The 22652-nt window shown below is 72.4% G+C and carries 21 protein-coding genes and 3 tRNA genes; 9 read left to right on the top strand and 15 right to left on the bottom strand.

Annotated elements, in window-relative coordinates; translation table 11 throughout:
- Positions 1-3 precede the first annotated feature (3 nt).
- Genes cofC through AC3CF1_RS25910 form a run of 5 tightly spaced genes read left to right on the top strand, consistent with a single transcriptional unit; the run spans position 4 to position 5694 of the window.
- Positions 4-654 (top strand): 2-phospho-L-lactate guanylyltransferase, encoded by a 651-nt coding sequence (gene cofC, locus AC3CF1_RS25930; protein ID WP_488451471.1) that lies wholly within the window; start codon positions 4-6, stop codon positions 652-654.
- A 22-nt stretch (positions 655-676) separates the two neighbouring features.
- A complete protein-coding gene (locus AC3CF1_RS25925; RefSeq protein WP_030335323.1) occupies positions 677-874 on the top strand; it encodes a cold-shock protein in 198 nt (65 codons plus the stop codon).
- Between the two features lie 54 nt (positions 875-928).
- Complete coding sequence (locus AC3CF1_RS25920) at positions 929-3283, top strand: RNA degradosome polyphosphate kinase (protein WP_354981178.1); 2355 nt, start codon at positions 929-931, stop codon at positions 3281-3283.
- A gap of 24 nt (positions 3284-3307) precedes the next feature.
- Positions 3308-4828 carry a CYTH and CHAD domain-containing protein gene (locus tag AC3CF1_RS25915; protein WP_488451470.1) on the top strand — a complete coding sequence of 507 codons (1521 nt, stop codon included), beginning with the start codon at positions 3308-3310 and terminating at the stop codon, positions 4826-4828.
- The gene (locus AC3CF1_RS25910; protein WP_088946575.1) at positions 4816-5694 is read left to right on the top strand and encodes an NUDIX hydrolase; all 879 of its coding nucleotides are present in this window, start codon (positions 4816-4818) and stop codon (positions 5692-5694) included. Before AC3CF1_RS25915 ends, AC3CF1_RS25910 begins: the two co-directional genes overlap by 13 nt.
- Positions 5695-5719: 25 nt before the next feature.
- On the opposite strand, the gene AC3CF1_RS25905 is transcribed toward AC3CF1_RS25910, so the two are convergent.
- The 4 genes from AC3CF1_RS25905 to leuC all read right to left on the bottom strand — a co-directional run bounded on the left by AC3CF1_RS25905 (position 5720) and on the right by leuC (position 10714).
- Positions 5720-7648: an endonuclease/exonuclease/phosphatase family protein gene (locus AC3CF1_RS25905; protein WP_488451469.1), complete on the bottom strand. Its 1929-nt coding sequence runs from the start codon at positions 7646-7648 to the stop codon at positions 5720-5722.
- Between the two features lie 141 nt (positions 7649-7789).
- Positions 7790-8494, bottom strand: a complete 705-nt coding sequence (locus AC3CF1_RS25900; protein WP_488451468.1) for an HU family DNA-binding protein — start codon at positions 8492-8494, stop codon at positions 7790-7792.
- Between the two features lie 172 nt (positions 8495-8666).
- A complete protein-coding gene (leuD, locus tag AC3CF1_RS25895) occupies positions 8667-9254 on the bottom strand; it encodes a 3-isopropylmalate dehydratase small subunit (protein ID WP_088946572.1) in 588 nt (195 codons plus the stop codon).
- A 14-nt stretch (positions 9255-9268) separates the two neighbouring features.
- Positions 9269-10714, bottom strand: coding sequence for a 3-isopropylmalate dehydratase large subunit (gene leuC, locus AC3CF1_RS25890; protein ID WP_210922837.1), 1446 nt, complete (start codon positions 10712-10714; stop codon positions 9269-9271).
- Between the two features lie 49 nt (positions 10715-10763).
- On the opposite strand from leuC, the gene AC3CF1_RS25885 reads away from it, so the two are divergent.
- Entirely contained in the window at positions 10764-11450 is a 687-nt protein-coding gene (locus AC3CF1_RS25885; RefSeq protein ID WP_007456408.1) for an IclR family transcriptional regulator, read from the top strand.
- 169 nt (positions 11451-11619) lie between these two features.
- On the opposite strand, the gene AC3CF1_RS25880 is transcribed toward AC3CF1_RS25885, so the two are convergent.
- From AC3CF1_RS25880 to AC3CF1_RS25865, 4 genes are all read right to left on the bottom strand, one after another.
- Positions 11620-11692, bottom strand: a tRNA-Glu gene (locus AC3CF1_RS25880).
- Positions 11693-11877: 185 nt separating this feature from the next.
- Positions 11878-11950 (bottom strand) — tRNA-Glu (locus tag AC3CF1_RS25875).
- Positions 11951-12086: 136 nt separating this feature from the next.
- Positions 12087-12158: transfer RNA gene (locus tag AC3CF1_RS25870), tRNA-Gln, on the bottom strand.
- Positions 12159-12266: 108 nt separating this feature from the next.
- Positions 12267-13070 (bottom strand): fumarylacetoacetate hydrolase family protein, encoded by an 804-nt coding sequence (locus AC3CF1_RS25865; protein ID WP_488451467.1) that lies wholly within the window; start codon positions 13068-13070, stop codon positions 12267-12269.
- A gap of 172 nt (positions 13071-13242) precedes the next feature.
- Between AC3CF1_RS25865 and AC3CF1_RS25860 the strand changes: the two genes are divergently transcribed.
- Positions 13243-14718 (top strand): hypothetical protein, encoded by a 1476-nt coding sequence (locus AC3CF1_RS25860; protein WP_488451466.1) that lies wholly within the window; start codon positions 13243-13245, stop codon positions 14716-14718.
- Between the two features lie 33 nt (positions 14719-14751).
- On the top strand, positions 14752-15618 hold the full coding sequence (locus AC3CF1_RS25855; RefSeq protein WP_488451465.1) for a 3-methyladenine DNA glycosylase: 867 nt from the start codon (positions 14752-14754) through the stop codon (positions 15616-15618).
- Between the two features lie 13 nt (positions 15619-15631).
- On the opposite strand, the gene arfB is transcribed toward AC3CF1_RS25855, so the two are convergent.
- The 7 genes from arfB to AC3CF1_RS25820 all read right to left on the bottom strand — a co-directional run bounded on the left by arfB (position 15632) and on the right by AC3CF1_RS25820 (position 21211).
- Positions 15632-16057 carry an alternative ribosome rescue aminoacyl-tRNA hydrolase ArfB gene (gene arfB / locus AC3CF1_RS25850; RefSeq protein ID WP_099851126.1) on the bottom strand — a complete coding sequence of 142 codons (426 nt, stop codon included), beginning with the start codon at positions 16055-16057 and terminating at the stop codon, positions 15632-15634.
- Between the two features lie 34 nt (positions 16058-16091).
- On the bottom strand, positions 16092-16388 hold the full coding sequence (locus AC3CF1_RS25845; RefSeq protein WP_088946566.1) for a hypothetical protein: 297 nt from the start codon (positions 16386-16388) through the stop codon (positions 16092-16094).
- Between the two features lie 110 nt (positions 16389-16498).
- Complete coding sequence (locus AC3CF1_RS25840; protein WP_354981185.1) at positions 16499-17371, bottom strand: S1C family serine protease; 873 nt, start codon at positions 17369-17371, stop codon at positions 16499-16501.
- A gap of 38 nt (positions 17372-17409) precedes the next feature.
- Positions 17410-18369 (bottom strand): VWA domain-containing protein, encoded by a 960-nt coding sequence (locus AC3CF1_RS25835; protein WP_088946564.1) that lies wholly within the window; start codon positions 18367-18369, stop codon positions 17410-17412.
- A complete protein-coding gene (locus AC3CF1_RS25830) occupies positions 18366-19385 on the bottom strand; it encodes a DUF58 domain-containing protein (RefSeq protein WP_354981186.1) in 1020 nt (339 codons plus the stop codon). The genes AC3CF1_RS25835 and AC3CF1_RS25830 overlap by 4 nt, the downstream gene beginning before the upstream one ends.
- Positions 19382-20425: an AAA family ATPase gene (locus AC3CF1_RS25825; protein WP_088946562.1), complete on the bottom strand. Its 1044-nt coding sequence runs from the start codon at positions 20423-20425 to the stop codon at positions 19382-19384. Before AC3CF1_RS25825 ends, AC3CF1_RS25830 begins: the two co-directional genes overlap by 4 nt.
- A 276-nt stretch (positions 20426-20701) precedes the next feature.
- Positions 20702-21211, bottom strand: coding sequence for a hypothetical protein (locus AC3CF1_RS25820; RefSeq protein ID WP_088946561.1), 510 nt, complete (start codon positions 21209-21211; stop codon positions 20702-20704).
- A 340-nt stretch (positions 21212-21551) separates the two neighbouring features.
- Between AC3CF1_RS25820 and AC3CF1_RS25815 the strand changes: the two genes are divergently transcribed.
- On the top strand, positions 21552-22559 hold the full coding sequence (locus AC3CF1_RS25815) for an endonuclease/exonuclease/phosphatase family protein (RefSeq protein ID WP_488451464.1): 1008 nt from the start codon (positions 21552-21554) through the stop codon (positions 22557-22559).
- The last annotated feature ends 93 nt before the right edge of the window (positions 22560-22652 follow it).

The following is a 22652-nucleotide window of genomic DNA, read 5'->3' as shown; positions in this document are numbered from 1 at the left end:
GGCGTGAGTCAGCCGAGGTGGGCCGTGGTGGTGCCGGTGAAGCATCTGGCCGCTGCCAAGAGCCGGCTGCGGGGCGCGCTGTCCGGCGTACCGCACGAGGAGCTGGCGCTGGCCCTGGCGGCCGACACCCTCCGCGCGGTGCTGGCCTGCCCGGCGGTCGCCGAGGTCCTGGTGGTCACCGACGACGCCCGGGTCGCGGCGGCGGGGCTGGGCGCCGGCGCGCGGGTGCTGCCCGACGGGCCGGACGCCGGCCTGAACGCGGCGTTCCGGCACGGCGCGGCCGGGACCACCGCCGGCTGGGTGGCCGGGCTCACCGCGGACCTGCCGGCGCTGCGCCCGGCCGAGCTGGCCGGCGCGCTGCTCGCGGCGCAGAACGGCCGGGAAGGGGTACGCCGGTTCGTGCCGGACGCGCCCGGCACCGGCACTGTGCTGCTCGCCGCCCCGCCGGGTGTGCCGCTGGACCCTCGCTTCGGGGTGGGCTCGGCGCTCGCGCACGCGGCGAGCGGGGCACTGCCCCTGACCGGCGACTGGCCCAGCCTGCGCCGGGACGTGGACACCGCCGCGGACCTGGCCGCCGCCGCCCGGCTCGGACTGGGGCCGCGCACCGCCGCGCTCGTCGCCGCCACCAGCCGTCCGGCCCGCTCCGCCGGGTGACCCCCGGGTGTACGGTGCCAGCATGCAGGGCACGGTGGCCAGCTATGACGCGGCAACACGCAGCGGTGTGCTGCTGCTCGACGACGGCACCGAGATGCGCTTCCCCGCGCGGGCCTTCGACGCCTCCGGGCTGCGGTTGCTCCGGCTAGGCCAGCGGGTCCGCATCGACACCGATCCCGACGGAGAGGTCGTCCGGGTGACATTGCCGACGATGATCTGAGCCGGCGAGCCCAAGTTCATTTTGCGTTCACCGTAATCGGGTGATTATGAGCGTGTGAGCACCCCTCGCGAGCAACCGGCCCACCCGCCCACCACCGACCTCCGCAACGGCTCCCGCGCGCGCGGCACCGACGGCCGCTTCCGCCCGTCCCGCGCGGAGAGGGCCAGCGCCGCCCGCGCCGACACCCTCGCCGACGACCCGGCTGCCGCCTCCTCCGGGCTGGACGAGGTCCTCGACCCCACGCCGAGCGTCGAGGCTGCCGGCCCGACCGCCGGTGGCGTCCACCAGGTCCTGCCCGGCGACCTACCGACCGGCGCCGATGACGAGGACGACGAGCCGCCGGCGCCGCTGCCGGAGGACCGGTTCCTCAACCGGGAGCTCTCCTGGCTCGACTTCAACGCCCGCGTGCTCACCCTGGCCGAGGACCAGCGCACCCCGCTGCTGGAACGGGCCAAGTTCCTGGCGATCTTCGCCAGCAACCTGGACGAGTTCTACATGGTGCGGATCGCCGGGCTGAAGCGGCGACTCTCCGCCGGCCTGCCGGTGCGCGGCGGGGACCGGCTGCCCCTGCGTACCCAGTTGGAGCTGATCGCCGAGCGCACCGCGGCACTGGGTGCCCGGCACGCCGCCTGCTTCGTCGACGACGTGCTGCCCAAGCTCGCCGACGAGGGCATCCGCATCCTGCGCTGGGGCGAGCTGGGCGACCCGGAGCGGGAACGCCTGCGCACCTACTTCCGGGAGCACATCTTCCCGGTGCTGACCCCGCTCGCGGTGGACCCGGCGCACCCGTTTCCGTACATCTCGGGGCGCTCGCTGAACCTGGCGGTGGCGGTCCGCGACCCGAACGGCGGTTCCGAGCTGTTCGCGCGGGTGAAGGTGCCCAACAACGTGCCCCGCTTCGTCCGGGTCGACAGGGGTCAGCCGGGCGTGCGGATGCTGCCCCTGGAAGACCTGATCTCGGTGCACCTGGGGCAGTTGTTCAGCGGCATGCAGGTGGTCGAGTGCCACCTGTTCCGGGTCACCCGCAACGCCGAGGTGGAGGTCGACGAGGACCGCGACGAGGACCTGCTGCAGGCCCTGGAACGGGAGCTGGCCCGGCGGCGGTTCGGTCCACCGGTCCGGCTGGAGGTGGCCGCGTCCATCTCCGACCACGTGCTGGAGCTGCTCGTCCGCGAGTTGGACATGGACGACCAGGACGTACTCCGGGTGCCCGGACTGCTGGACCTGTCCGCGCTGTGGCAGGTGTACGGCGAGGCCGACCGGCCGGACCTCAAGGACCCACCGTTCGTGCCCTCCACCCACCCCCGGCTCGCCGAGGGCGAGGTGCCGCGCAGCGTCTTCTCCACACTGCGCGACGGGGACATCCTGGTGCACCACCCGTACCACTCGTTCGCGACCAGCGTGCAGCGCTTCATCGAGCAGGCCGCCGCCGACCCGAACGTGCTGGCCATCAAGCAGACCCTCTACCGCACCAGCGGCGACTCCCCGATCGTCGACGCGTTGGTCGACGCGGCCGCCGCCGGCAAGCAGGTGGTGGTGCTGGTGGAGGTGAAGGCCCGCTTCGACGAGGTCGCCAACATCGGCTGGGCCCGGACGCTGGAACGCGCCGGCTGCCACGTGGTGTACGGCCTCGTGGGCCTGAAGACGCACTGCAAGACCGCGCTGGTGGTCCGCCAGGAGGGCAACCAGATCCGCCGTTACTGCCACATCGGCACCGGCAACTACCACCCGAAGACCGCCCGACTCTACGAGGACTTCGGGATGCTCACCGCCGACCCGGAGATCGGCGCCGACCTCACCGACCTGTTCAACGTCCTCACCGGCTACAGCCGGCAGACCGCCTACCGGCGGTTGCTGGTCGCCCCGCAGGGCATCCGCACCGGCCTCATCGAGCGGATCGAGCGAGAGATCTCGCACGTCCGACTGGGCATGCCCGGCCTGGTCCAATTCAAGGTCAATTCTTTGGTCGACGAGGGGGTGACCGACGCCCTGTACCGGGCCTCCCAGGCCGGCGTCCACGTCGACCTGCTCATCCGGGGCATGTGCACGCTGCGTCCCGGGGTGCCCGGGCTGTCGGAGAACATCCGCGTCCGCTCGATCCTCGGCCGTTTCCTGGAGCACTCGCGGGTCTTCCGCTTCGGCAACAACGGCGAGGCGGAGTTCTGGATGGGCTCGGCCGACCTGATGCACCGCAACCTGGACCGTCGGGTGGAGGCGCTGGTGAAGGTGACCGACCCGATCGCCCGTGCCGAGCTGGACCACGTGCTGACCGCCGCGATGAGCCCGGACGTTGACGCGTTCGAGCTGGCCGGCGACGGCAGCTGGACCCGGCGGACCAGCGCCGACGACAACGCCCGGGTGCATCTGCAGGAACTGTTGTTGCGCCGCGTCGGTGGCACGGCCGGCTGAACGATCAGCGCATAGGCTGAGCTGATGGTCGAGGAGGAGCAGAAGTACGAGGTGGACGACGCCTACGTGCTGCCGGACCTGACCGCCACGGCCCCGGCCGGGGGTCGGGTCCGGGCGCTGCCACCGGTGACGCTGGTCGCCCGCTATCTCGACACCGTCGACCTGCGGCTGGCCCGCGCCGGTGCCTCACTGCGCCACCGCAAGGGCGACGAGCTGCCCTGGACGGTGAAACTGCCGACCGGGACACCGGGTGTCCGGCACGAGATCTCCCGTCCAGGGCCGAAGGGGCGGCCACCACCGGAGCTGGTGGAGCTGGTCACCGTCCTGCACCGGGGGGCGCCGCTGGCCCCGGTGACTGTGGTGCGGACGGTGCGGCACGCGTACGAGGTGTGTGACAAGGCCGGCGCGGTGCTCGCCGAGGTGGTGGACGACCGGGTGACCGTCCTGGACGACTCCGGCGCCACCACCGACACGTTCCGCGAGGTGGAGGCGGAGCGCAAGGCCGGCGACAGCGAGTTGCTCGACCGGATCGGCGCGGTGCTGCGCGAGGCTGGTGCCCGGGGTGGGTCGTTCACCCCGAAGCACGTACGGGCGCTGGGCGAGACGGCGCAGGCCGATCCGGACCTGGTCGCGCCGGCCGGGCTGACCGCCGAGGCGAGCGCCGGTGACGTGGTGACCGAAGCGGTCCGCAAGGAGATCCGCCGGCTGCTGGCGCACGACCCACTGGTCCGGCTGCGCGCCCCGGCCGCCGGTGGCGACACCGCCGTGCACCAGATGCGGGTCGCCTGTCGACGCCTGCGCAGTGACCTGCGCACCTTCAGGCCACTGCTCCGCAAGACGTGGTCCCGTCCGCTGCGTGACGAGCTGCGCTGGCTGGCCGGTGTCCTCGGCGCGGCCCGCGACGCCGAGGTGCTGCGCGCACGGCTGCGCCGCACCGCCGACGCCGACCCGCTCAGCCCGCTCGACCAGGGGGCGGTGGACCGGCTGGACGAGGTGCTCGCCCAACGGCAGCGGACGGCGCACGCCGCCATCGACGAGGCGCTGCGCTCCGCGCGTTACCTGGCCCTGGTGGATTCCCTGGTGCTGGCCGCCCGCGCGCCCCGGCTCACCCGCAGGGCGGCCGCGCCCGCGGGTGAGGCGCTGCCCGCGCTGGTGGCCCGGCCGTGGGCACGGCTGGCCGGGCCGGACGGGGTCGACGGGCTCGACGCACAGTCGCCGGACGACAGTTGGCACGCCGTTCGCAAGGAGGCCAAACAGGCCCGTTACGCGGTCAACGCCGTGGCACCGACGGTCGGCAAGGGTGCGCGTCGACTGTCCCGCGCCCTTGCCCGGGTGCAGGACGTGCTCGGCGAGCACCAGGATGCGGCAGTCGCGGCGGACACCTGGTTGGAGATCGCCGCCGAGCGGCCGGACGACCACGAGCTGGCGGTCACCGCCGGGCGGCTCGCCGAACGGGAACGCGGGTCCGTACGCCGCACACGCGGCCTCCTACCGGCCGCCTGGCACCGGGCGACCCGACGACGGCGGACCAGTTGGCTGCCGTGATCGGCATCCGGGCGGCGGGCGGGGTGGCCTGGCGGCCGACCCCCGACGGCGTACGCGTCTGTGTGGTGCACCGCCCCCGCTACGGTGACTGGACGCTGCCGAAGGGCAAGCTGGAGCCGGGTGAGCACGCGCTGGCAGCGGCGGTCCGTGAGGTGGCCGAGGAGTCCGACGTGCGGGGCGTACCGCAGGTCCGGCTGCCGTCGGTGCGATACCGCAGCGAGGGGCAGGCCAAGCTCGTCGACTACTGGTCGATGCTCGCTGTGGCCAGCGGCGGTTTCCAACCGGACACCGAGGTGGACGACATGCGCTGGCTCGCGGTGGACGACGCGATCCGGTTGGTCAGCTACCCGCACGACGCCGAGGTCCTGGCGGCGTTCGCCGCGCTGCCGCCGGTGACCGCGACTGTCGCGCTGGTCCGGCACGCGCACGCAGGCAAGCGGGCCACCTGGTCCGGCCCGGACGTCGGGCGGCCCCTGGACGCCGAGGGACGGGCCCAGGCGAGCGCCCTGGCCGACCTGGTCGCCCTGATCCGGCCGTCCCGGCTGGTGTCGGCGTCACCGCGACGGTGCGTGCAGACACTGGACCCGGCGGCGGCGCTGCTCGACCTGCCGATCGAGATCTGCGGCGACCTGGACGAACCCCAGCCCGGCCAGCAGAGCGACGAGCAGATCCTAGCCACCGCCGCCCGGCTGCTGGAGTTGGCCAACGCCGGTGGGCAGGTGGCGGTGTGCAGCCAGGGCAAGGTGCTGCCGGGCGCCCTGGAGCAGCTCACCGGCCGCACCGACGAGGACTTCACGACGCCCAAGGGCGGCGGTTGGCTGCTTGCCTTCACCGCCGACCGCCTGTTGGCCGTCGACCGCCTGTAGGGCCGTCGACCGACTGTAGGGCGTTTCAGCGGGGCGGGAGGGTCAGGGTCACCGCGACCGGCAGGTGGTCGCTGGCCGTGCTGCGGGGCGCCACCGGGTCGCCGGGAGTCAGGCCGGGCGAGACGAAGATGTGGTCGATCTGCTGGCGCGGGTCGTCCGCCGGGCTGGTCGCCAGCGGTCGGGCGGCCGCGAACGCGTCGGTCAGGCCGGCGTCGGTGAACTCCGCGTACGCCTCGTCGCCGGGCTCGGTGTTCAGGTCGCCGGCGACAACCAGGGGTCGGCCGGCCGCGTACCGGGTGGCGAAGTCCGCGACCGCGCGGGCCTGCACCACAGGGCCCCGCCCCGGTGGCGGTTGCAGGTGGGTGCTGACCACGGCGGTACGGACACCGTCACCCAGGTCCAGCGTGACGGCGAGGGCCTGCGCACCGGTGGGCGCACCGACGGCCGGCAGCGGGAGGCTGCGCGGGTCGCGCATCGGCCAACGGCTGAGCACCGCGTCACCCCAGACCGGGTCGGCGGCCGGCCCGAAGACGTACGGCATACCGAGCCGGCCGGCCAGCAGGTCCAGGGTGTCGTGCCCACCGTTGAGCAGCCAGGCGCGGTCCACCTCGCTGAGCAGCACCACGTCGGGTCGTTGCCGTTCGACGACCTCGGTGAGACCGGGCAGGTCGAACCGACCGTCCAGCCCGAAACCCATCCGGATGTTGTAGGCCACCACGGTCAGCCGCTCCGGCGGGCCGTCCCGGTTGCTGGCCACCGGGATGTCGTCGGCGAGCACCGGCGCCAGCAGGGCCAGCGCGGTGACCGCGGCGGCGGCCCGTAGTGGCGGAAACGGCCCGGGGAGCCGGTGCACGACGGGACGGGCGGCGAACGCCACGACGGCGACGAGCCCGGCCACCAGCACGGGCACCGCCGCGTTGGGGTAACCGAGGTCGTAGGCGGAGTAGTACCCGACCGCCCCCAGCGCGAAGACGAGCATGCCGGCGGCCACCGCGTACCCCCGGCGGGCCGCTCTGGCGCTGGCGTTACTGGTGTCGCTGGCGCTCGCGGTGTCGCTGGTGTCGCCGTCCGGGCCGCTGGCGTCGTCGGTCAGCGCGAGGCAGGCACCGAGACCGACTGCGGCGAGCAGGATGGCCGGGAGGAGCAGGTCACCCCGGTCGAGGGCGAACAGCACCGCGCCGGCCAGCAGCGCCACCGGCCCGTACGCGCGGCTCCACCCCCGGGGCGGTCGGGTCAACGCGGTACACAGGAACCCGGCGACCGCCACCGACACCGGCGCCAGGCCGAACAGCGGCGAACGACCCACGCCGTCCCCGGCCACCAGGTACGACATCCCGGTCCGGGCCAGCGCCGGGGAGAGCGCCACCATTCCGGCCAGCAGCAGCGCCGGCCCCGCCAGCAGCCAGGCCCGCACCCCACCGGTACCGGTCACGCCATCGGCACGGGTGCCGGGCTGCGCCGTCCCAAGCACGAACAGCACGACCGCGACGGAGCTGAGCAGCCAGGCCAACCAGCCGCCCCGCCACACCAGGTCGACGGTGTCCAACACCGCGTGCAGGGCCGCGTTGACAGCGAAACCCAACGCCAGCCCCGGAACCGGGCGGTCGGTGTCGGCGGCGACGCCGACCAGCCAGACCAGCCCGGCGAGCAGCCCGGCGGTGGCCAACCAGAGCTGCGTACGCCCGCCGGGTGTTGCGGTGAGCGCGAGCCGGGCGACGGCGAGCAGAACGGCGGCGACGACCGTGACGGGGCGGGCGCCGACCCGGCGGACCACAGCGGGTGCGCCCAGCGCGAGCACGAACCAGCCGAGGGCGAACGCGCCCATCAGCTCGGCCGGCGTGGACGCCGCCTGGCCGAAGATGGTGATGATGCCGGGCAACCAGACCCGCAGCACGTCGATGAGCAGGATGACGCCCAGCGCGAGCGTCCCGGTGGTGAGCTGGCGGTAGCGCACCGGCGCCCCATTTCGCGTCGACGGGCCGGCGGAGGGGGGACCGGCACGGCGATTCTGCGCGAGCGAGGCGAGCGGGTCAACGGTCCCCGTACGCCGAAAGGGCGCCCACCCACGGGTGGACGCCCTTTCAAAACAGGTCGGTCAGCGCTTGCTGGCCGCCTTCTTGGCCGGAGCCTTCTTCGCCGGCGCCTTCTTGGCCGCCGCGCTCTTGCTCGCCGCCGCGGTGGTCTTCTTCGCCGCGGTCGACTTGGTCACCGCGGTGGTCTTCTTCGCCGCCGCGGTGGTCTTCTTGCTGGCGGCCGTCTTGGTCGCCGTGGTGCTCTTGCTCGCCTTGGCCGGGGCGGTCTTCTTGCTGGCGGCCGTCTTGGCCGTCGTGGTGCTCTTGCTCGCCTTGGCCGGGGCGGTCTTCTTGCTGGCGGCCGTCTTGGCCGCGGTCGCCTTGGTGCCGACCGCCTTCGTGCCGGCAGCCTTGGTGCCAGCCGCCTTGGTGCCGGCCGCCTTGGTGCCGGCCGCCTTGGCCGTGGCGGTGCTGGTGGCGGCCTTCTTCGTCGCCACCGTGGCCTTCGGCACCTTGCCGCTGGCCACCATCTCCTTGAACCCGGCGCCAGCGCGGAAGGTCGGGACTGACGTCTTCTTGACCTTCACCGCCTCGCCGGTACGAGGGTTGCGCGCTGTTCGCGCGCCACGTACACGCTTTTCGAATGCTCCGAATCCGGTGATCGCCACCTTCTCGCCCTTGGTGACTGCCGCCTGGACCTCGGTGAGGACCGCGTCGAGCGCGGCCGTCGCCATCTTCCGGTCCCCCAGGCGAACAGCGAGCGCCTCGATGAGCTCGGCCTTGTTCACGACTTCCTCCCGATTGTGCAACTGACTCGACGCGAGCCATTCTGCGCGCACGTTATGCCCTGTGCTGCCGAGACACAAACATTCGGTAGAAAAAAGCCCTTGTGTCGTAACGGATTCACCCCCACCGGTTGGACCGATGGGGGTGGAATTCGCTGTGTGAGCGGGCGTACGGCTATGCCACGGAGGGCAGGAACGGCAGTCGACGCGCCTCGTAGGAGTCGATGTCGGCGGCGTGCCGAAGGGTGAGTCCAATGTCGTCCAGGCCCTCCAGCAGCCGCCAACGGCTGAAGTCGTCCAGCGGGAACGACCAGCTGGCGTCCCCCGCCCGGAGCTGGCGGGCGGTCAGGTCGACGGTCACCGGGGTGGTCGGATCCGACTCGACCAGATCCCACAACTCTTCGACGGCTTTCAATTCCAACTCGACCGGCAACAGACCTTCCTTGAGGGCGTTGCCACGGAAGATGTCGCCGAAGCGCGGGGCCACCACCGCGCGGAAGCCCCAGTCCCGCAGGGCCCACACGGCATGCTCCCGGGAGGAGCCGGTGCCGAACTCCGGGCCGGCGATGAGGATCGACGCCCCGGAATAGCTGTCATCGTTGAGCACGAATTCCGGATCTTCCCGCCACGCGTTGAACAGCCCGTCGGCGAAACCCGTCCGGGTCACCCGCTTGAGGTACACGGCGGGGATGATCTGATCGGTGTCCACGTTGGACCGCCGCAGCGGCACGGCGGTGCCGGTGTGGGTGGTGAACTTGTCCATCTCCTCGGTCCCTTCTACAGGTCGGCGGGGGCGGCCAGCCGGCCGACCACGGCGGTGGCGGCGGCGACCGGCGGGGAGACCAGGTGGGTACGCCCACCCCGGCCCTGTCGGCCCTCGAAGTTGCGGTTCGAGGTGGACGCGGAGCGCTCGCCCGGCTTCAGAGTGTCGGGGTTCATCCCCAGACACATGGAGCAGCCGGCGAACCGCCACTCGGCCCCGGCGTCGGTGAAGACCTTGTCCAGCCCCTCGACCTCGGCGGCCTCCCGCACTGCGGCGGAACCGGGCACCACGAGCATCCGGACGCCGTCGGCGACCTGGTGCCCCCGCAGCACGTCGGCGGCGGCCCGCAGGTCCTCCAGACGACCGTTGGTGCAGGAGCCCACGAAGACCACGTCGATGGGCAGGTCCCGCAGGGGGGTGCCGGGGCGCAGGTCCATGTATTCCAGGGCGCGACGCGCGGCGGCGCGCTCCGAGTCGGTGGTGAACTCCTCCGGATCCGGCACCGGCGCGCTCAGCGGCGCCCCCTGGCCGGGGTTGGTGCCCCAGGTGACGAACGGGGTGACCCGGCTGGCGTCCAGGGTCACCTCGGCGTCGAAGCGCGCGCCCTCGTCGGTGGGCAGCGTCCGCCACCACGCCAGCGCCGCGTCCCAGTCCGCGCCCTGCGGCGCGTTCGGCCGACCCTTGAGGTACGCGAAGGTGGTCTCGTCCGGCGCGATCATGCCGGCCTTGGCGCCCCACTCGATGGACATGTTGGCGATGGTCATCCGCCCCTCCATGGAGAGGGCCTGGATCGCCTCGCCGCGGTACTCGACGATGTGCCCGCGCCCACCGCCGGTGCCGACCTGGGTGATCAACGCCAGCACCAGGTCCTTGGCGGTGACGCCGGGGGCGAGGCGGCCGGTGACGTTCACGGCCATCGTCTTCGGCCGGCTCTGCGGCAGCGTCTGGGTGGCCAGCACGTGCTCCACCTCGCTGGTGCCGATGCCGAAGGCGAGCGCGCCGAACGCGCCGTGGGTGGCGGTGTGCGAGTCGCCGCAGACGATCGTCATGCCCGGCTGGGTGACACCGAGCTGCGGGCCGATGACGTGCACGATGCCCTGGTTGTCGTCACCGAGCGGGTGCAGCCGCACCCCGAACTCGGCGCAGTTGCGGCGCAGCGTCTCGATCTGCGTACGCGACGTGGGGTCCTCGATGGTGAGCAGGTCACCACGGCGGAGGCGGAACGCCGGGTCGGCGTACCCGGTCGGGGTGTTGTGGTCCTCGGTCGCGAGGGTCAGGTCGGTACGACGCACCCGGCGCCCGGCGAGCCGCAGCCCGTCGAACGCCTGCGGGCTGGTCACCTCGTGCAGGAGGTGCAGGTCGATGAAGAGCAGGTCCGGCTCACCAGCGGCAGACCGTACGACGTGCGTGTCCCAGACCTTCTCGGCCAGGGTCCTCGGCTCAGGAGTGACTCCCACCATCTGGACATCCTAAATTCTGGGAGGTAAGTTTCGGCTTGTGGGACACAGTATGAGCGGTGTCGGCGTTCTCGACAAGGCGGTGGTCATCCTGGCCGCCTGCGTCGACGGCGCCAGCCTGGCCGAACTCGTTGAACGCACCAAGCTGCCCCGAGCCACCGCGCACCGGCTGGCACAGGCCCTGGAGATTCACCGGATGCTGGTGCGCGACACCCAGGGCAGGTGGCGACCGGGCCCCCGCCTGGGTGAGCTGGCCAACGCCGCACCGGACGTTCTGCTCACCGCCGCCGAGCCACTGCTGGCCGCCCTGCGCGACGCCACCGGCGAGAGCGCACAGCTCTACCTGCGCCGCGCCGACGAGCGGATCTGCGTGGCGGCGGCGGAGCGCGCCAGCGGCCTGCGGGACACCGTTCCGGTCGGCTCGGTGCTGCCGATGACGGCCGGCTCCGCGGCCCAGATCCTGCTCGCCTGGGAGCCGCCGGAGGCGGTGATGCCGTTGCTGCCGCGCAGCAAGTTCACCGGCCGGACCCTTGCCGAGGTACGCCGTCGTGGCTGGGCGCAGAGCGTCGCCGAGCGGGAGGCCGGTGTGGCGAGCGTCTCCGCGCCGATCCGTGACCGCACCGGCCGCGTGATCGCCTCGGTGAGCATCTCCGGCCCGATAGAGCGCCTCGGCCGCCGCCCCGGCGAACGCCACGCCATGGCAGTGGTGAGAGCCGGCCAACGCCTCTCCGGCCTCTAACCCCACCCACCCCTGTCCCCGCCCCCTCCCACCCAGCCCGGGTGATCAAGAAGTTTGCGTCATGACACGCCGGAAGCGGTGACGCAAAGCTCTTGATCACCGAGGTGGGGGCCGGGGTGGGGTACGGGAAAGCCCGTCCCGCCATTGGCGGGACGGGCTTTGGGTGTTGTAGCCCCGACCGGATTCGAACCGGCGCTACCGCCTTGAGAGGGCGGCGTCCTGGGCCACTAGACGACGGGGCCAGAACTTTTCCGTTCACCGCCCTCGCGGGCGGCACGGCTGTAGTCTAGCGGCACCGCCGCGCCGGCGTGATCGCGGGGTGCGAGCGCACAGAGGGCGCCCAGAGGGCGCACACCGGGCTGACGCGGACCACAAAGCGGACAACAAAACAGCCCGCCTCATCAGGTGAGACGGGCTGTGCACAATGTAGCCCCGACCGGATTCGAACCGGCGCTACCGCCTTGAGAGGGCGGCGTCCTGGGCCACTAGACGACGGGGCCAGAACTAGCTTTTGCTCCCCCACCCGTGCGGGCGGAGGAGCTGCACTCTAGCCGGAGACCACTCTCCGCCCCCGAAGGGGCGGAGTCGAACTCCGTCAGAATCCAGCGTCTGGAACTCTCGCGAATTCCAGCAGCGCTGGGGTACCAGGACTCGAACCTAGACTAACTGAACCAGAATCAGTCGGGCTGCCAATTACCCCATACCCCATTGGCACCTTGCGGCGCCGGGAGTGAACTTTACCCTCCCGGTGCCGACTGGCCAAATCCGATCCCCCCGAACCACTCGTGAGCTGCGAAAACAGGGGCATCGGACGGATCAGGCGACGGGAACCACCGGGTTGGTGAGCTCGCCGATGCCCTCGATCCGCACGGTGACCGTATCCCCCTCGACAAGCGGGCTAACCCCGGCCGGAGTGCCGGTGAGAACGACGTCTCCGGGCAGCAGAGTCATCACGTGGGAGATGTACGACACCAGGCCCGCCACGTCGAAGACCATGTCCTTGGTCCGGCCGAGCTGGCGTACCTCCATCTCCTCCGGGTTGCGACCCACCTCACAACGGATCTCCACGTCGGAGACGTCCAGACCGGTGGTGATCCACGGACCGATCGGGCAGAACGAGTCGAAGCCCTTGGCCCGGGTCCACTGCCCGTCCGAGCGCTGGAGGTCCCGCGCGGTGACGTCGTTGGCGCAGGTGTAGCCGAAGATGGCGCGCTCGGCGGCGGCCCGGTCGGCGCGGCGCGCCCCCGGCGCCCCGATCACTACCGCGAGTTCCGCCTCGTGCTCGACCTGCTTGGAGAAGATCGGCAGTCGGATGGCGTCGCGGGGGCCGATCACGGAGGTGGACGGCTTGAGGAAGAGCAGCGGCTCCTTGGGCACGTCGTTGCCGAGCTCGGCGGCGTGTTCGGCGTAGTTGCGGCCGACACAGACAACCTTGCTGGGCAGGATCGGCGAGAGCAGCCGAACGTCGGAAAGGGCCCAACGGGCCCCACTGAAGGAGAGTTTGCCGAACGGGTGGCCCTCGATCTCGGCGATGGTCAGGCCTTCCGGCCCGGCCCCCGCTTCGCCTTCGACGGCACCGAACGACATTCCCTTGGCATGGGCGAAACGAGCGATACGCACCCGGCCAATCTAGCCCCGCCGACACCTCCACCGGCCAGGACCGGCCGTGCGGTGTGCGCAACACGTCAGCGCGGCACCCTATCGGAGCAGGAGGTGAGCGGGGCGGTCTTCCCGACTTCGTACCCGCACGGAGGCAACTCGCCCCTACCGTCGGCTCCGGAGGTTCGTTCGTATGCCTGCATCGACACGACACCACAGAGCCCTCGCAGTGTTCGTACACTGCCTCGGCATCCTCGCCGCCGTGCCGGCCCTGCCGTCGGCGGCCCCGGAGGCGGCGGCCACGCCACGACCACCGGCCGCCACGCCACAACCAGCGACCGCGACGCCACGGTCGTCGGCTGCGGCGCCGCCAGTCGCCGCGACGCCACGACCGGGCGCCGCGCGGCCACCGGCGGAGACCGCCGGGCCGACCGTCACGCAGCCGCCGGTCGCGGTGGTCGCGTGGCTGACCGAGCCCACCCCGCCCTCGGCGCCACCGGCGGTGGCACCACCCTCCCGGGCGCCGGCGTCAGCGCCCCCGCAACAGGTCACGGTGGCGGTCGCGCCGGAGAGCAGCTCGGCGCCGAGGTACCGGATCCAGGTGCGCAACGTGGGCAACGCGCCGGTGGACACCACTGTGCGTCAGGAGCTGCCGGCCGGCTCGTCGCCGACCGCGATCAGCGCCGGTGGCCGGTCCACCAGCGCTGGCGGGTCCAGCACGGAGGTGACCTGGCGGTTGCGGCTGCCGGCGCACAGCAGCACCACGCTGGGCACCGCCCTCGCCGCGACCGCGCCGGGCCAGCCGCTGACCGCGCCGGCCTGCGCGTTCACCAGTGACGGCAGCCGGCCGTACGACTGCGCGACGGCCACCTGGAAGGCGGCGGGAGCACCGGCGGCCGAGGTCACCGAGGCGCCGCCCTGGCGGCGGTACCCGGTGCTGCTCGCCGGCCTGGCGGTCCTGCTGTTGGTCAGCGCCGCGCTGCTGTGGGTGTGGCGACGTCGGCGCGGGCGTCGGGTGACGGCTGCCGCACTGGCCACCAGCGGCGGGCCGGAGGGTGATCGCGGGACGATCTATCCGCGTCCGGCAGCCCCGAGGCCGGCGAGTCGTCGGCGTACCCCGCCGGTCTGGTTGTTGGTGGGTGCCGCCGTCGTGGTGCTGGCCGGCGTCGTCGGCACCGCCGGCTGGACGGCGACCCGGCAGGTCTCGGAGATCGACACGCAGAAGCAGCCGACCAGCGGCGCGTGGATGGGTAGCGGTGTGACCGGACCGGTGGGTGTGCCGCTGCGTGAGTCGGCGTTCGAGTTCACCGTGTACCGGATGTCGTGTGGTGCGCCCGGCTCTGCCGCGAAGACCGACGGCGGCGGTGCGGCACCGGCCAACGGTCGACGCTGCCAGGCCACAGTGGGTGTGCGCAACGTCACCGGGGACCACCAGCCCTGGCACGGTCAGCTGCAACGGGCGTACCTGCCCGGCGGGCGCTGGGTGAGCACCGACGAGCCGGCCACCCGGGCGGCCAACCTGGGTCGGGACATCTTCGCCGACCCGATGGCTGCGGGCACCCGGATGGTGCTCCCGCTGGTCTTCACCGTCGACGGGCGGGACCCGCCCCAGCAGCTGGAGCTGCGCAGCGGGGTGTTCTCCGCCGGCGTCCGGGTGCACATGCCCTGACCGGTGTGCGGGCGGCGGTCGTACCCTGGGTGCGTGACCGCCTCCCTCGCCCCCGCCGTGCTCGACGTGGCGCAGTGGCAGGCCCGCCGACGGGCCCACGAGGAGCGCATGGACGTCTGGCTGACGCCGCACCTGGCCCGCCGACGGCGTGGTGAGCGGCATCCGGTGGCCGACTTCCTGTTCACCTACTATTCGCACCGACCGGCCCAGCTCCGTCGCTGGCACCCGGGGGCCGGGGTCGAGCTGCGCGACGCCGACCCGGCCGAGTTCGGCCGGGACTACCGCGCCACCGCCGCCGGGGTCACCCTCGACACCGATGCGGTACGCGCGCGGCGCGGCGAGTCGATCACCTGGATCCGCTCCCTGCTGGCGGCCACCGCCGGGCGGGCCCCGCACTTCGGCTGCTTCGGGATGCACGAGTGGGCGATGGTCTACCGGCAGACGCGTGAGGAGCTGCGGCACAACGCCTGGCCGCTGCGGCTGAGCCCGGAGCGGACCGCCGCGGTCGTCGAGGAGCGCGGCGTGCGGTGCAGCCACTTCGACGCGTTCCGGTTCTTCACGCCGCCGGCTCGACAGTTGAACCTGCTCACCCCGACCCGGGAGACGCAGCACGCACTCGAACAGCCGGGCTGCCTGCACGCCAACATGGATCTCTACAAGTGGGCGTACAAGCTGTCCCCGCTGGTCACCTCGGAACTGGTGGCCGACGCGTTCGAGCTGGCCCGGGAGATCCGCACGCTGGACATGCGGGCCAGCCCGTACGACCTGGCGGCGCTGGGCTGTCCGCCGGTGCGGGTGGAGACGCCGGAGGGTCGGGCGGAGTACGCGGTGGCGCAACGCGGGTTCGCCGACCGGGCCGCTGTGCTGCGCGACCGGTTGCTCGCCGCCGTCCCGGCCTGAGCCGGTCGACCGGTCAGTCGTCGTCGGCGCGGCGGTCGCGTTTGCGCTGGGACTGACGCTTCTTCTCAGCCAGCCGGCGTTCCTTGGCCCCTCGCGACGGGCGGGTCGCTCGGCGGGCCGGCGGTGGGGGTGCGGCGGCCTCCCGCAGCAGGGCGGTCATCCGTTCGCGGGCCGCCTCCCGGTTGGCCAGTTGGGCCCGGTGCTCACTGGCGGCGATCGTCAGCACCCCGTCGACCAGGCGGTTGGCCAGCCGGGCCAGGGCCCGCGACCGCAGCCACTCGGGCACGGCCGGCGAGTTGGCCAGGTCGTAGCTCAGCTCGACCCGGGAGTCCGCGGTGTTCACTCCCTGCCCACCCGGCCCGGACGAGCGGGAGAAGCGCTCCCGCAGCTCCCCGGCGGGGACGACCCACCGGTCGGTCACCCGCAGTCCGTCGTCCACGCCCCGAGGCTAACCCGCGACGACCCGCCGGGGGTCATCGGTGCGGACGCTCACTCTGCGGCGGGGACTGGCTGGGCGTCGGCCCGGCGGTTTCCTCGTCGGCGCCGACCGCCGCGTACGCCACCGCGCCGAAGAGCAGCAGCGCGATCACCGCGGCCTTGACGACGAGCCCACGGACGAGTGTCCAGGCGCCTCGACGGGCGCCCGGCACCGATTTCTTGACGGTCTGGTAATCGTTCCACCCGCGTCGTGCCCGGGCGTACGCCGACCCCACTGCACATCCGATGACCAGGCCCACCAGCAGGAGGACCGCAAGAAGGGGACTCTCCACCTCCGCCAGTATCCATACCGACAGTAATATTTCCATGGCCCGATGCTGTCCCGCCGGATATCTGACAGTGGCCGCGCTGCCACCGCCCTCCCCGAGGCCGTCCGGGCAGCTCAGCCACCCTTGCCGATGATCGTGTCGGCGGTCTGCTGCACCTGGTCGATGGGGATGGCGAAGCCGATGCCGATCGACCCGTTTCCGTCGATGGTGGCGATGGCGGTGTTCACTCCGACCACCTCCCCGCGGGCGTTGACGAGGGGCCCACCGGAGTTGCCGGGGTTGATGGAGGCGTCGGTCTGCACCGCAGTGTGCCGGTTGTTGCCCAGCCGCACCTCGCGGTCCAACGCGCTGACGATGCCCGCAGTGACCGTGCCGGCCAGGCCGAGCGGCGAACCGACGGCGAGGACCGGCTCACCGACCCGGGTCGCTCCCGGTTTGGCCAGGGGCAACGGGGTGAGCCCGGCCGATGCCGGCACCTTCAGCACGGCCAGGTCGCTGCGCGGCTCCCGTCCGACCACCTCGGCGGCGAACCGGCGGCCGTCGGGCAGCTCCACTGTCACCGGCCCACCGCCCCCCTTGGCCAGGATGTGGTCGTTGGTGATGAGGTGCTGCTGGTCGTCGACGGCGAAGCCCGAACCGGTCGCGGACCCGCTGGTCGTGGACCCGCCGGTCGCGCCGCCGCCGGCCAGCACCGACACCACCCCGGGTACGGTCCGCTCCGCCGCCGTGACCAGCTCGGCCGGCACCGGGGCGGCGGACGCCGCAGCCGGGCCCCCAGACCCGTCCCGGCTGGCCACCACGCCACCGGCGAGAGCACCGGAGACGGCGGAGACCGCCACCACGGCCAGCACGGCGAGCAGCCGCCCAGGCTGTCGCCCGCCCGGTTCCCGCTCGGGTGGGTCCCACCACCCGCGCCCGTCCGGGTCGAGTTCCGGTGAGATGAACCAGGGACCGCGCGGTTCGCCCAGTCCGGTCTGCACTGCCATGCGTACTCCTCACGGTCGACGTCGGTCGTGCGCGGCGATCAGGGCAGCCGGGAGAACCAGCGCATCGATCCGGCGGCGGCACCCATCGCGAACACCAGTCCGAGGCCGATGAACCGGGCCGAGACGTCCTGCCGCTCGGTGCGGTATCCGACCGAGCTGCCGATGTCGTCGTAGACGGCTCGCAGCTCGTCGGTGGTGCTGGCCTCGTGGAACATGCCGCCGGTCTCCTCGGCGACCGCCTTGAGCGTCTGCCCGTCGACAGGCACCTGGATGGGCCGTCCGCCACGGTCCACGAACCCGGACGGTGTGCCGAACGAGATGGCGTGCACCGGCACCTCGGCCGTCACCGCTTCCGCCGCCGCTTCCATCGGGTCCATCCCGGAGGTGTTGGCGCCGTCGGAGAGCAGGATGATCCGGGCCGGCGGCGTCTCCTTCGCGGCCTCGCTGTCCAGGCTCTTGACCGCGCCGAGCGAGGTGTTGATGGCCTCGCCGATCGCGGTGCCCTGCACCCCGGTGATTCCCTCGGCGAGCCGGTCGATCCCCTCGTCGAGGGCACCCCGGTCGGTGCCGGGCGGCACCAGCACGGCGGCGCTGCCCGCGAAGGCGACGAGCCCCACGTTGAACTCGTCGGGCAGGCCCTCGACGAAGCGCCGGGCCGCCTGCTTCGCGGCGGTCAACCGGTCCGGTTCCACGTCGGTGGCGAGCATCGACGTGGACACGTCCACCGCCACCATCACCGTGGCGCGTTCCCGGGGGACCCGGACCTCGGCGCTGGGTCGGGCGAACCCGACCACGAGCAGCGCCAGCATGGCCAGGAAGAGCCCGGCCGGCACGTGCCGGCGCCAGGCGGGCCGCTCGGGCGCAACCCGGTCCAGCAACCGCAGGTTGGTGAAGCGGACCGCGTAGCGGCTGCGTCGGCGCTGCACCACCAGATACGCGACGACCAGGGCGAGCACGCCGAGCAGCAGCCAGAGTCGCAGTGGCGACTGCCAGATCACGCGACACCTCCCCGTCGGTGGCCGGCCGGCGCGGCGGCGAGCCGACGTTGGGCGTGGACGTGCCGGACGATGTCCGCGCTCCAGTCCCCGTCGGTGCGCAACGGCAGGTGGGTGACCCCGCTGCGGCGCAAGGCCTGGCGGACCTGATCGCGTTGGGCGGCGGCGGCCTCGGCATACCGCTCCCGCAACCGACGGTCCGATGTGCACACCTCACGGCAACGCCCGGTCTCCGGGTCCATCAGCGTGATCAGGCCGACGTCCGGCAACTCCAGCTCACGCGGGTCGGTCACCTCGATCGCCAGCACCTGGTGCCGGGCGGTCAGCCGGCGCAGCGTCCGTTCCCAGGGCGCCTGCCCGTCGGGGTCGTCGGGCAGCCCGTCGAGGAAGTCGGACACCACCACGACCAGTCCCCGCCGGTTGGCGATCCGGTGCAGCGCGTCGAGCCCGTCGGCCAGATCCGGCGGGCGGGGTTGTCCCCCGGCCTCCGACCCGGGCGCGGTGGCACGAGGGGCGGCGAGCAGCGCACGGAGCAGAGCAAGCAGATGGGTACGTCCGGCGCGGGCGGGGAAGCGGCGTACCCCGTCCGCGCGCAGCACCTGGGCGCCGAGGCGGTTGCCGACGCCCGCGGTCAGGAACCCGACCGCCGCGACGGCGGCCACCGCCAACTCCCGCTTGTCCAGCTCGGCGGTGCCGAACTCCATGCTGGCGCTGCCGTCGACCAACAGCCAGGTGGTCAGCTCACGGTCGGCGTCGACCTGCCGGACGTGCGGTACGGCGGTACGGGCCGTCACCGCCCAGTCCATCCGGCGCACCTCGTCCTCGCCCGGCCGGTACTCGCGGCTGCCGGCTGGTTCACTGCCCGGTCCGGGCAGCAGGCCGCGGTACTGGCCGTGCAGCAGGCCGTTCAGTCGGCGCGTGACGGTCAGCTCCAGGCGGCGCAACCGCTGGTCGGGTGCCAGCTCGGCCAGGCCGGGGTCGGCCGGCGCGGCGGCGGGTGCCACCTGCACGCGTCTCATGCCGCCGCCAGATCCGGCGTCTGCTGTGGGCTGGCCAGCCGAGGCGGTGGCACCGCCTCGACCAGTCGGCGCACCACACTCTCGGCCGACACCCCGTCGGCCACCGCGTCGAAGGAGAGCACCAGCCGGTGGGCGAGGACGTCGACGGCGAGTTCACGGACGTCCTCGGGCAGCACGTACTCCCGTCCCCGCAGCAGGGCCTGCGCCCGGGCGGCCGCGACCAGGCCCAGGGTGGCCCGCGGGCTGGCACCGTACGCCAGCAGTGGTGCGATCTCCGGCAGCCCGAACCGGCCCGGGTCCCGGGTGGCGAGGATCAGCCGCACCACGTACTCGGCCAGCGCGTGGTGGACGAAGACCCTCTCGGCGTGGAGCTGGAGGTCCCGCAGCCGTTGGGCGTCGAGCACCCGCCGTGGGCTCGGCCGGTCGGTGCTCATCCGGTAGAGAATGGCCAGTTCGTCGGCGTCGCTGGGGTAGTCGACCACCACCTTCATCAGGAACCGGTCGCGCTGCGCCTCCGGGAGCTGGTAGACCCCCTCCGACTCGATCGGGTTCTGGGTCGCCAGCACCAGGAAGGGCTCCGGGACCGGCCAGCTCCGCCCGCCGATCGAGACCTGCCGTTCGGCCATCGCCTCCAGCAGCGCCGACTGGACCTTCGCCGGGGCACGGTTGATCTCGTCGGCCAGCACCAGGTTGGCCATGATCGGGCCGAGCTCGATGTCGAAGGTCTCCTTGGAGGCCCGGTAGATCCGGGTGCCGACGATGTCGGAGGGGACCAGGTCCGGAGTGAACTGGATCCGCGAGAAGCTGCCACCGACCACTGTGGCGAGGGTCTGGGCGGCCAGTGTCTTGGCGACGCCGGGCACCCCCTCCAGGAGACAGTGCCCGTTGGCGACCAGTGCGGTGAGCAGGCGTTCGACGAGGCGATCCTGCCCGACGATCACGCGTTTGACCTCGAAGAGGGTCTGTTCCAGCTCGGCGCCCGTCGGCTCGGGATCGACCGAGCTGGGCATGCTGGCCAGGGTGTCCGAGATGTCCGTCACGGTGCTTGCTTCCCGGGCACGTGCCCGGCAAACGTCGGATTGTGCGGGCCGGACCGGCCCTGGGTGACCCGAACGGGGATGAGCCGCGCGAACGGGTGAAGAACGGCACGAGGCACTCGGCGACGGCCGATCGACTCGGGACCACGGAAACCGGACCCTGCAGGAAACCGGGTGGAACAGAGCCGGAGTCGGGCTGCCCGATCTGGGACGGCCGGGCCTCGCCGCGGACACGGTGCGGCCCCCGCGCACGAGGCGCGGGGGCCGGACGTCGGTCGATCAGGGGAGGTGGACGACCAGGTGGAAGCCCAGGTCGGTCGGGGTGCCGGCCGAGTTGCGGGTCTGCACGAAGACCCCGTTGGGCGTGCTGAGCCGGGGCGCGACCGAGATCTCGCCGGCCGGCGGGATGCAGCAGGCGTCAGCGCGGCCGACGGTGGCCACGAAGACGCCCGACGTGACTGTGTAACCGAACTGGACCTCATACTGGCCGACGCCGTACTTGATGACGGTGCCGACGCCGCGTGCCTTGGTGCCGTTGGAGTTGACGACGACCACGGTGGTGCTGGCGACCAGCGTGGTGGCCGCACCCGACTTCAGCGCGGCCTTCGCCATCCGGGCCGACTCGGCGGTGACCGGCGGCTGGGAGTTCGTGCCGCGGGCCGCCGGCTGGACAGCCTCCTGCGGCGCCTTCGCCGACGGCTGGGCGATAGCGATCCCCCCACCAGCCAGGCTGAGCGCCAGGACGGCGAACGTGACCGCTGCCGCCTTACGTCGGAAAGATGTGCTCATGACAGGTCCCCCTTGTGTGACCGTGCGAATTCGGCCGACCCGCGGGGCGGGACGGATGACTGCCCTCAAATAGGCGACACGACGACGGCAGGGCTTGGGGCAAGTTGTTTCTCCTGCACCCAGTGAGGTTGATTTCTCAACGACCTCCAACCCGTCTGAGCTGGGATTACTACTCAGAGTTGCGTCGTTTAAGCCAGATGGAACGTAGCACCGGAAAAAGCCGGGAGTCAATAGTTGATCTCACTTTGTCGAGCTGTCAATCAGCCGTCAGATAATTGTGAAAGATGAGCGCGTCACCATTCACGAAATTGCTTCGGTCTTCTGAACTAGGATCAGTGCCATGATCGTCGACGCTCCGTCAACGCCCATTCCCACGCCGGGGTGGCACCGAAGCGCTCGGCTCCGCACAGCGGCCTGCTGGCTGGTGGTCGCCCCGACAGCCCTCTGGGCCGCCCTCCGACTGATCGGCCTGGACCGGGGGCCGCTGGTGCAGGCGCTCGCCTTCACGCCGTACGTCGCGGGCTTCAGCGTGCTGACCCTGGCCCTCGCCCTCGCCCTGCGGCGCTGGTGGCCGGCGGCCCTCGCGGCAGTGGCGGCGGTGGCACTGCTCGGTGCCGTGGCACCCCGGGCGTTGGCCTCCGCACAGCCGACGGTGGCCGGGCCGACCGTCCGGCTGCTCACCGCCAACCTGCTCGCCGGCGCCGGCGACGCGCGGACCCTGGTCGAGCTGGTCCGGCGCTACGAGGTGGACGTGCTCACCGTGCAGGAGTTCACCCCGGACGCGCAGGCGGCCCTGGATCGGTTCGGCCTCGACGGGCTGCTGCCGCATCGGCAGCTCAACCCGGAGATCGGCACACCCGGCTCCGGGCTCTACTCGCGGTGGCCGCTCACCGACGTCGGCCTGCGGCGCAACCTCGACGGCTGGGGCTTCACCCAGGCGTACGGCACGATAGCCATCCCCGACGCGCCCCCGGTCCGCGTGGAGTCGGCCCACCCCTCGGCGCCGTACGCGGTGGACCAGGTGGGCGCCTGGCGTGCCGACCTGAAGGGTCAACCACCGGCCACCCCGGACGGCGGCCTGCAGATCCTCGCTGGCGACTTCAACGCCACCCTCGACCACAGCCCTCTGCAGGCCCTGCTGAGCACCGGTTACGTCGACGCAGCCGACGCCGCCGGAGAGGGCCTGACCGGCACCTGGGGCCCGTACGACGGGGACCTCATCCCACCGGTCACCATCGACCACGTGCTCGTCGACCGGCGCATCGCGGTCCGGTCGGTGAAGGTGCTCGCCCTACCCGGCAGCGACCACCGCCCCGTCCTAGCCACCGTCACCCTCCCAACCCGGTAACCCCCCTGCGGTCGTCACGCCCCACCCCAGCTGCGGTCGATCATGGAGTTGTGGTGGGCATTTTGGGAACGGAAACCCGTTTTACGGAGCACC

It is taken from the genome of Micromonospora sp. MGP-C2 (genome assembly GCF_057766525.1).
This window is presented reverse-complemented; position numbering and strand designations above follow the sequence as displayed.

Coding starts and splice junctions, on each gene's coding strand:
- AC3CF1_RS25820 (WP_088946561.1), bottom strand. CDS start 21,211: ATGAGCACATCTTTCCGACGTAAGGCGGCAGCGGTCACGTTCGCCGTC.
- AC3CF1_RS25815 (WP_488451464.1), top strand. CDS start 21,552: ATGATCGTCGACGCTCCGTCAACGCCCATTCCCACGCCGGGGTGGCAC.
- leuC (WP_210922837.1), bottom strand. CDS start 10,714: ATGGTGGGAGTCACTCCTGAGCCGAGGACCCTGGCCGAGAAGGTCTGG.
- AC3CF1_RS25840 (WP_354981185.1), bottom strand. CDS start 17,371: ATGGCAGTGCAGACCGGACTGGGCGAACCGCGCGGTCCCTGGTTCATC.
- AC3CF1_RS25915 (WP_488451470.1), top strand. CDS start 3,308: ATGGTCGAGGAGGAGCAGAAGTACGAGGTGGACGACGCCTACGTGCTG.
- leuD (WP_088946572.1), bottom strand. CDS start 9,254: ATGGACAAGTTCACCACCCACACCGGCACCGCCGTGCCGCTGCGGCGG.
- AC3CF1_RS25860 (WP_488451466.1), top strand. CDS start 13,243: ATGCCTGCATCGACACGACACCACAGAGCCCTCGCAGTGTTCGTACAC.
- AC3CF1_RS25830 (WP_354981186.1), bottom strand. CDS start 19,385: ATGAGACGCGTGCAGGTGGCACCCGCCGCCGCGCCGGCCGACCCCGGC.
- AC3CF1_RS25925 (WP_030335323.1), top strand. CDS start 677: ATGCAGGGCACGGTGGCCAGCTATGACGCGGCAACACGCAGCGGTGTG.
- AC3CF1_RS25885 (WP_007456408.1), top strand. CDS start 10,764: ATGAGCGGTGTCGGCGTTCTCGACAAGGCGGTGGTCATCCTGGCCGCC.